We start from the raw sequence: 8779 nt of genomic DNA on the forward strand, positions 1-8779 counted from the left end.
ACTACGGAATGCCGAGGGCCGTGCTTCTCGTCGGGTTGAGGCACGGATTGCGACTTCGGTTTGCTCATGGCGCTATCGACTCCTCTTCTCGTTATAGATGTTCCAGGTCGGGCGTCTTATCGTGATTGAGCGCGTCCTGATGCCTTCGGTCGTTTTTCTTCTGTTGATTCTGCTGAGCCTGGTGCGAATTGACCGGATTGTTCTCCAGATCCTTCACGACGTTGCGCAGGTTTTTGTCCGCCATCTTCCTCGCCCCTTCTACGTATGGGTAAAATGATGTAAAGCTTGCGCGGTCTCGTGCAAGTGTCGGCGGTAGTCGCCGATCAGCTCCTGAATGTGCTCGGGGCTTTCGTCGACCGTCTGGCCGTCCTTCTCCACGTCCTTCAGCTGAATGTCGATTTCCCTGCTATCGACGTATTGAACGGCGAAATCGAATTCCATCATCTGTCGGCCCGCCGTCTTAATATGCACATGAAAAGCGTGCGGGTCGGCTCCATCCGCATATACGTCGGCCGTATCTCCGGGCGCGAGCCGTTCGGGCAGCGTTCTCTTCCACGCTTCCACCAGATCGTCTTGCGGTACGGCGAGTTCATCGTTGCTTGGCATCTTAAGCACCTCCACTTCCATTAGCTTGGCCTCTTGGCGCTATCTTATTCGAAGCTTAAGGCGGAAAATGAGCTATGCCCGTGCGGCAGGCTTATTCGGCAAGCGGCCGTACTCATCGTACGACCACAACAAATCGCGACTATCACGCCGGGGCCTACGAACATGCCTTATGGCATGTCCGCTTTACGGCCCGTTCGAATCCCACATCCGCCATTACGCAAAAAACCGATTCCTTCTCAGGAATCGGGCTGTTTTTTGCTTATGGCGGAGAGAGTGGGATTCGCTCCGTCGCTGCCGCGGCCGTACTCATCGTACGACCACAACAATCGCGACTATCACGCCGGGGCCTACGAACATGCCTTTTGGCATGTCCGCTTTACGGCCCGTTCGAATCCCACATCCGCCATTACGCAAAAAACCGATTCCTTCTCAGGAATCGGGCTGTTTTTTGCTTATGGCGGAGAGAGTGGGATTCGAACCCACGTGGGCTTGCACCCTAACGGTTTTCAAGACCGCCCCGTTATGACCGCTTCGGTATCTCTCCACGATTGGCAGACGACTCCCCCGCGAAGGTTCGACCGATACTGCCAAATCATCATATCACACCTGCGTCGGGCGCATCAAGCCCTTCGAGGAGCAATAACTTCCAGACCGCCCATGTAAGGCTTGAGCGCTTCCGGCACTTTAATCGTGCCGTCGGCTTGCTGGTAATTTTCGATAATCGCCGCGACCGTCCGTCCGAGCGCCAGACCGGAACCGTTCAACGTATGGACGAATTCCGGCTTCGCACCGGTTTCCGGACGATAGCGGATGCCCGCTCTGCGCGACTGGAAGTCCTCGAAGTTCGTACACGAGGAAATTTCCCTGTACGTGCCTGCGCTCGGCAGCCACACTTCCAGATCGTAAGTCTTAGCCGAACCGAAGCCCATATCTCCTGTGCAGAGCGCAAGCGTCCGGTAAGGGAGCTCCAGCAGCTGCAGTACTTTCTCCGCGTGTCCGGTCAACTGTTCGAGCACCTCGTACGACTTGTCCGGCGCCACAAGCTGGACGAGCTCTACCTTGTTGAACTGGTGTTGGCGAATCAACCCGCGCGTATCGCGGCCGGAAGCGCCCGCCTCGGAGCGGAAGCAGCCGCTGAAAGCGACGAACGCCTTCGGCAAGTCGTCCGCCGACAAAATCTCTTCGCGATGGAAGTTCGTCACCGGAACCTCCGCTGTCGGGATGAGGAAATAGTCGGTCCCCTCGATCTTGAACAGGTCCTCCGAAAATTTCGGAAGCTGAGACGTCCCGACCAAGCTGTCCCGATTAACGATATATGGAGGCAGAATTTCCTCATAGCCATGCTTATCCGCATGAAGGTCCATCATGAAATTGATCAGAGCCCGTTCCAGACGCGCTCCTAGACCTTTGTAGAACACGAACCGCGATCCGGTCACCTTGGAGGCAGCCTCAAAATCGAGAATGCCAAGCTCCGTTCCAAGCTCCCAGTGCGGCTTGGTCTCGAAGTTAAATGCCGTCGGCTCGCCCACCCGCCGCAGCTCGACGTTGTCTTCTTCGGATGCGCCAACGGGAACGCTCTCGTGCGGAACGTTCGGGATGGCCAGCAGCAGCTTGTCCATCTCCGCCTCGATCTCGCGTACCTCTTCGTCCAGCAGCTTGATTCGGTCGCTTACGGTCCGCATCTCCGCGATCAAGTCGTCCGCGTTCTCGCGGTTTTTTTTCAGCTTCGCCACTTCTTGGGATACGACATTGCGGCGGTTTTTGAGCTGCTCGCTCTCCGTCAGCTTCTCTCTGCGGCTCACGTCCAGCTTCGGGAAGTCCGCGATCAGTTCCAGAGAAGCGTTGCGATTGCGAAGCGCCTGCGCCACTTTCTCGTAATCGTTGCGAAGCAACTTGACGTCCAACATGGGTTATTGTCCCCTTTCCTGGGCCATGCGAATGAATAGTTCATGGAGTCTATAATCATCGGTCAGCTCGGGATGGTAAGAGGAGGCCAATAGGTTCCCTTGTCTTGCGGTGACGATCTCGCCCTGATATACCGACAATACTTCGACCTTCTCGCCGACTTCTTTAATGAGAGGAGCCCGAATGAAGACCGCTCTCAGAGGCGTGTCGATGCCTCTCACGTCCAGATCCGTCTCGAAGCTCTCCCGCTGGCGACCGAACGCATTGCGGGCAACCGTCATGTCCATCAGACGCAAATGCGGCTCTTCATCGCCCTCCAGCCGCTCCGCCAGCACGATAAGTCCCGCGCAGGTGCCGAAGACGGGCTTGCCTTGCGCCGCGTAATCCTGGATGGCTTCGATAAAGCGATACTTGCGCATGAGTTTGCCGATCGTCGTGCTCTCCCCTCCGGGAATGATCAGCCCGTCGATCTCCGCAAGCTGCTCGACACGCTTGACGGCGACGCCTCGGCCTCCAGCAAGCTCAATGCTGCGGATGTGCTCCGCTACCGCTCCTTGCAATGCCAATACTCCGATGTTCATCGCTTATCCTTCTTCCGTGCGCTAATGATTATATAATAATCTTAAAGCGGCCCCCTCCGGCCCCAGCGCTGCTGGTCCGTATGGAAGCCGCTCGATGAGCCGATCTTACAGTCCGCGATCCTGCATCCGTTCGGACGCTGGAAGCTTGGAAATCTCGATTCCTCTCATCGCCTCGCCCAGATCCTTGGATACGCGTGCGATCAGGGCGTAATCTTCATAATGCGTCGTCGCTTCGACGATCGCGCGAGCAAATTTCTCCGGGCTCTCGGATTTGAAAATACCGGAACCGACGAATACGCCGTCCGCGCCGAGGTGCATCATAAGCGCCGCATCGGATGGGGTCGCTACGCCGCCTGCGGCGAAGTTGACGACCGGCAGACGACCGGATTCGTGAACGCTCAGCAGCAGCTCGTAGTTGACGCCCAACACTTTCGCCTCATGGTACAGCTCATCCTTGGACAGGTTCTGGATTCTCCGAACTTGACCCGTGATGATCCGCATATGACGAACGGCTTCGACGATGTTGCCCGTTCCCGGTTCGCCCTTCGTGCGAAGCATCGAGGCGCCTTCCTGAATGCGGCGCAGAGCTTCTCCCAAGTCTTTGGCTCCGCATACGAACGGAATGGTGAATTGGGTCTTGTCGATGTGGAACACTTCGTCCGCCGGAGTGAGCACTTCGCTCTCGTCGATGTAGTCGACGCCTAACGATTCCAACACCTTCGCTTCAACATAATGCCCGATTCTGGCTTTCGCCATAACCGGAATGCTAACGACCTTCATGACTTGCTCCACGAGCTCCGGATTCGCCATGCGAGCGACTCCGCCCGCCGCGCGAATGTCGGACGGCACGCGTTCCAGCGCCATAACTGCCGTTGCACCCGCCGCTTCGGCGATTTTAGCTTGCTCGGCGCTCATGACGTCCATGATGACGCCGCCTTTTTGCATTTCGGCCATGCCGCGTTTAACTCTCGAAGTTCCCGTTTCCATGATTCATGCCTCCCGAAGATTCTAAACATAAATTTTACATGAAGAAGGTGTAATAGGCAACCATTTAAGTCGGAATTTAGAAAAGATCCACGATTCCTTGGAACAGACCGGAGAAGAAGTTGCCGATCGCCCGGAACAGCAGTCTCCACCAGCTCGCCTTATTCACTTCTTCCGACGCGATCAAATCGATCGTAAACGTCTTCTCTTCTTGCGTGGATGGATCTTTGTACTTATAAGTAACCGTACCGACTTTGTCGCCTTGCGCGATCGGAGCAACGAGGGGATCCTCGACAGGCTTGACCTCCTGCACGACAGGCTCGACGACGACGCCTTTCGGAATAAGAACGGTGAGATCGGTTGCCGTAACGACAGATACGGTAGTCGACTTCCCTTTCTTGATCTTCAACGTTTCGTGTTCGGGTACGGAAGCTTTCGCTTCGACAATCGTTTTCTTCTCAAAACCTTTGAAGCCGTAATCGAACAGCTTGGCGGTCTCTAAAAACCGCTTGCCTTGCTCCATTTTCCCTGGAGCGCCCATGACGACAGCGATCAGACGCGTACCGTCGCGAAGCGCGGTACCCGTGAAATTCTGGCCCGCCCTACTGGTATGTCCCGTTTTTAGTCCGTCTACGCCTTCGTAGGCGAATTTGCGCAGCGTCGGATTATCCTTGTTGGAGCCCAGCATCCAGTTCCAGTTTTTCATCGGCGTCTTGTCGCGTTCCCGGAATTTGTACTCTTGAAGTTTGGACGTCTCCAGGAATTCAGGATCGTCCTTAATAATCCGGTAAGCCAGAAGGGCTGCATCTCTGGCTGACATTGTCGTTTCGCCATCAACGGTAGTCGGACGGAATTTCTCCGGCATATCGGCACGGTCCAAGCCCGTGGAGTTGATAAAGTGGGATTTCGTCATGCCGAACTCGACCGCGGTCTGGTTCATAAGCTTGGCGAATTCTTCTTCGGACCCGGCAACTTCTTCGGCCAACTGCACCGTTGCGTCGTTAGCGGAATAAACCGCCAGTGCGATGTATAATTCTCTAATCGTATGTTGATCGCCTTCGGCTAAAAGAATTCGGCTGCCGATTTGTTTAGCCGCGTTTTCTCCTATGGTGACCTTATCATCCCAGGATAGCTTACCTTGCTTGACGGCCATCGATACGAGATACTCCGTCATCATTTTAGCCATGCTCGCGGGAGGTCTGGCTTCGTCCGCATTGTGCTGGAACAGAATTTGTCCGCTCTCCGCATCCATTAAAATCGCGGCTTCGGCTTCCAATTGGGGAGCGGCAGGAAGCTCGTCCGCCGAGGCGAAGGAGGAAAACCCGAACAGCAGCACAAAACTTGCAAGTACGACAGCGGCGACGAACCGCTTCGACAGGAATGCTAGAGACAACGACAATTGATGATGGCGATTCAACGCATTCTCCCCTTTTTCGATAATAAAATACCTTTCCTATTGTAACATAGGCGCTTCAAAGGAAAAAGCCGAAGGCCGGATAAATCCTGTCCCTTCGGCTTCCATATTCTCTCTGGCTCCATTGCGGAGTTACATGGAATAGTTAGGCGCTTCTTTCGTGATTTGCACGTCATGCGGGTGGCTCTCGCGAAGTCCCGCACCCGTAATCCGAACGAATTGCGTGTCGTTCTTCAACTCTTCGATCGTAGCCGTTCCGCAGTAGCCCATACCCGAACGCAGACCGCCGAGCAGTTGATGAATAATATCCTTCAGAGGACCTTTGTAAGCCACGCGGCCTTCGATGCCCTCCGGAACGAGCTTGCTCTCGTTCTCCTGGAAGTACCGGTCCTTGCTGCCTTCCTTCATCGCGCCGATCGAGCCCATGCCGCGATAGGATTTGTACCGGCGGCCTTGGTAAATTTCCGACTCGCCCGGGCTTTCTTCCGTACCCGCGAACAGGCTTCCCAGCATGACGCAGCTTGCGCCCGCGGCGATCGCCTTGGTGATCTCGCCGGAATACTTGATGCCTCCGTCGGCAATGATCGGTACGTTATACTCGCGCGCAACGGTCGCGCAATCGTAGACGGCCGTGATCTGCGGAACCCCGATGCCGGCAATAATGCGCGTCGTACAGATCGATCCAGGCCCGATGCCGACCTTCACGGCGGAAGCTCCGGCTTCGATCAGATCGCGGGTCGCTTCGCCCGTCGCGACGTTCCCTGCGATAAGGGTGAGGTCCGGATATTTCTCCCGCAGCTTGCGAACCATCGCCACGATGTCGATGTGGTGCCCGTGCGCCGAATCGACGACGAGAGCATCGACCCCCGATTGCACCAACGCCTCGGCCCGCTCGAACGTATCCTTGGATACGCCGACGGCAGCTCCGACGAGCAACCGGCCGTGATGGTCTTTCGCTGCGTTGGGGAATTGAATGGCTTTCTCGATATCTTTAATCGTAATAAGGCCTTTAAGCGTATTGGATTCGTCCACAAGAGGCAGCTTCTCGATCTTATGGCGCTGGAGAATGCCTTCCGCTTGCTGCAGCGTCGTTCCGACAGGAGCCGTGACCAAATCCTCTTGCGTCATAACTTCTTTGATCTTAATGGAATAATCATGCACGAAGCGCAAGTCGCGGTTGGTGAGGATACCGACCAATTTGCTGTCCGCGTCCACGATTGGAACGCCGGAAATCCGGTACTTGCCCATCAGCTCTTCGGCGTCATAGACGTGATGCTCCGGCGTCAAGGAGAATGGATTCGTAATAACCCCGCTCTCCGAACGCTTTACCCGATCCACCTCTTCGGCTTGCTGAGCTACCGACATGTTCTTATGGATAATGCCAATGCCGCCCTCCCGGGCGATTGCGATCGCCAAAGCCGATTCCGTGACCGTATCCATCCCCGCGCTGATCAACGGAATATTAAGCTTTACCGAAGGACTAAGCACGGTCGATACGTCGACGTCCCGAGGAAGGATGGAAGATTTCCGCGGAACGAGCAGTACGTCGTCGAATGTAAGTCCTTCTTTGGCGAATTTATTTTGCCACACAGCTGGTTACCCCCTATTGCCGGTTGCTTCTCCGGCTATTGTCTCCGATTGATTATCGTCAATCTTAGCAGAGGCGTCATGGGCTGTCAAGCACATTCGAAAGCGTGGAAAACCGCACCAAATCAGCATTTTTCCGCCTTGTGCACTGGGTGCTACGTCTTGAATTCGGGATACTTGCAGGAAGAGTTCCACAGCATATAGGAATGAATGCCCTCTTTGCGGGCGGCCGCGATCTGCTCGCGAATCTGCGCCGCTCCGTACTTCTGATGCGGATGAATCCAGCTGGCGGTGAAGCTTTGCAGCCAGGGCCGGATCTTCGCCGTTGCGATCCCTTTGCCGTTCAGCTTCCGATTATGGTTCGCGGCGTCCGACAGCGCGTGCTTCACGATCGGTCCCGGCGACAGATCCGGGTAAGCGATCGACCATATTCCTTCCGAATAGTGCGACGGATACACCATCGGCGAGATGACGTCCACTTCCGGCGCAATGGCTTTCCACTTCTGGCCGATGCCCATGTCGTCGTACGACGAGCCGACCATTCCGAAGACGTCCGCCGAGATCGGAACGCCGACTTTGTGCAGCCTTGATCTCGCTCTACGGAGAAATGCGGCGATCGCCTCATCTTTGCTCCAACCTTGCGTGTTGGCGTATTTGACCTCCCTATCCACCTTTACCCCATTTTCGGGAAAACGCACATAATCGAACTGCACCTCGTCAAAACCCAGAGTCGCCGCATACTCCGCCAACGCGATCGGGTACTCCCAGCTCGCTTGTTTGTACGGGTCGACCCATGGCGTTCCGTTCCTGTCCGTCCAACTCGTTCCGTTTTTCCGCTTGATGGCCCAATTCGGAACCGCTTTAGCCAGCTCCGGATTTTTGAAGGTCACGACTCTTGCGATAAGATACACGTTCTGACGCTTGAGCTTACGGATAACCTCCCTGTAATGCTCAGCGGACTTGCGCGCAGACGGGATCGGCTTGACCGTCCCGTTCTTGCCTCCCGCGCGTCCGGGCACCGTGAGGGCAATGCCGCTGTTAACGTCCAACACCATAGCGTTCAGTTCGGTGCGGTTAACCAGGTCGATCAGTTCGTTCATCCTGCTGCCGTTCGCGACATATGAAGTTACGTAGATGGCCCGTACCGCTTGGGACGGAACTTTCAAGTTTGAAGGCTTAGACGGGGCGGAGGCTTTAACGCTTGAATTGCGTTTCAGCCGCAAGTCGTTGACGGGCTTCTCGGAGACCTGCTGCAGGCTCTTCTCCAGTCTGCGAAGATCGTGGGTCGTCGACGGAGTCGACGATTCGGCGGAACAGCCCGAGTAAAGGCTAACGAACGCAATGGACAAAAGAACGATGCGGAGCAAAATGGGCGGGCGAGCAGGCATTACCGACACCTCCCCGAAAGGTTTAAGTGTCGGTATTGTTTGCAATCGAAGGAAGCGTCGTTCGTCTGAGTTTATGGGAGATCAGGTGGATTCTGCATCAGGTGGAGCGGATTGGGGAGAATGGCGGATAGCGCATTGTATACTTTCCGAAGCATGCAAAAAGACACCTCCGATTAAAGGTGCCCTGGGCTTACGCCTTGAAAACTGGATGCGAACCAAAGTGGAGCGAAGAAGAAGGTGAAGTATCTTGCTTGATCGTGTCATTCGTTAGGATAAGCCCTCGACCGATTAGTACTCGTCAGCTCCACACATTG

Annotated in this window: 8 protein-coding genes and 1 tRNA gene; all 9 read right to left on the reverse strand. The window is 55.4% G+C overall.

Going from position 1 to position 8779, the window contains the following annotated elements:
* Positions 1-91 precede the first annotated feature (91 nt).
* Positions 92-244: a hypothetical protein gene (locus ACESLM_RS29810; RefSeq protein WP_372638232.1), complete on the reverse strand. Its 153-nt coding sequence runs from the start codon at positions 242-244 to the stop codon at positions 92-94.
* A 14-nt stretch (positions 245-258) separates the two neighbouring features.
* Positions 259-606 (reverse strand): baseplate J/gp47 family protein, encoded by a 348-nt coding sequence (locus tag ACESLM_RS29815; RefSeq protein ID WP_372638234.1) that lies wholly within the window; start codon positions 604-606, stop codon positions 259-261.
* A gap of 455 nt (positions 607-1061) precedes the next feature.
* Positions 1062-1150 (reverse strand) — tRNA-Ser (locus ACESLM_RS29820).
* 76 nt (positions 1151-1226) lie between these two features.
* Entirely contained in the window at positions 1227-2513 is a 1287-nt protein-coding gene (gene serS, locus ACESLM_RS29825) for a serine--tRNA ligase (protein WP_372638237.1), read from the reverse strand.
* A gap of 3 nt (positions 2514-2516) precedes the next feature.
* Positions 2517-3092, reverse strand: coding sequence for a pyridoxal 5'-phosphate synthase glutaminase subunit PdxT (gene pdxT, locus ACESLM_RS29830; RefSeq protein ID WP_372638239.1), 576 nt, complete (start codon positions 3090-3092; stop codon positions 2517-2519).
* 105 nt (positions 3093-3197) lie between these two features.
* A complete protein-coding gene (gene pdxS / locus ACESLM_RS29835; RefSeq protein ID WP_233163366.1) occupies positions 3198-4082 on the reverse strand; it encodes a pyridoxal 5'-phosphate synthase lyase subunit PdxS in 885 nt (294 codons plus the stop codon).
* A 73-nt stretch (positions 4083-4155) separates the two neighbouring features.
* Positions 4156-5493: a D-alanyl-D-alanine carboxypeptidase family protein gene (locus ACESLM_RS29840; protein WP_372638242.1), complete on the reverse strand. Its 1338-nt coding sequence runs from the start codon at positions 5491-5493 to the stop codon at positions 4156-4158.
* Positions 5494-5622: 129 nt separating this feature from the next.
* Positions 5623-7080 carry an IMP dehydrogenase gene (gene guaB / locus ACESLM_RS29845; RefSeq protein ID WP_372638245.1) on the reverse strand — a complete coding sequence of 486 codons (1458 nt, stop codon included), beginning with the start codon at positions 7078-7080 and terminating at the stop codon, positions 5623-5625.
* A gap of 152 nt (positions 7081-7232) precedes the next feature.
* Positions 7233-8465: a putative glycoside hydrolase gene (locus ACESLM_RS29850; protein WP_372638248.1), complete on the reverse strand. Its 1233-nt coding sequence runs from the start codon at positions 8463-8465 to the stop codon at positions 7233-7235.
* Positions 8466-8779: the final 314 nt, after the last annotated feature.

It is taken from the genome of Cohnella sp., assembly GCF_041641335.1.
GTDB lineage: Bacteria > Bacillota > Bacilli > Paenibacillales > Paenibacillaceae > Cohnella.

Bases quoted from the DNA above. Each gene is read 5' to 3' on its own strand.
- ACESLM_RS29810 (WP_372638232.1), bottom strand. From the start codon at position 244: ATGGCGGACAAAAACCTGCGCAACGTCGTGAAGGATCTGGAGAACAAT.
- ACESLM_RS29815 (WP_372638234.1), bottom strand. From the start codon at position 606: ATGCCAAGCAACGATGAACTCGCCGTACCGCAAGACGATCTGGTGGAA.
- serS (WP_372638237.1), bottom strand. From the start codon at position 2,513: ATGTTGGACGTCAAGTTGCTTCGCAACGATTACGAGAAAGTGGCGCAG.
- pdxT (WP_372638239.1), bottom strand. From the start codon at position 3,092: ATGAACATCGGAGTATTGGCATTGCAAGGAGCGGTAGCGGAGCACATC.
- ACESLM_RS29850 (WP_372638248.1), bottom strand. From the start codon at position 8,465: ATGCCTGCTCGCCCGCCCATTTTGCTCCGCATCGTTCTTTTGTCCATT.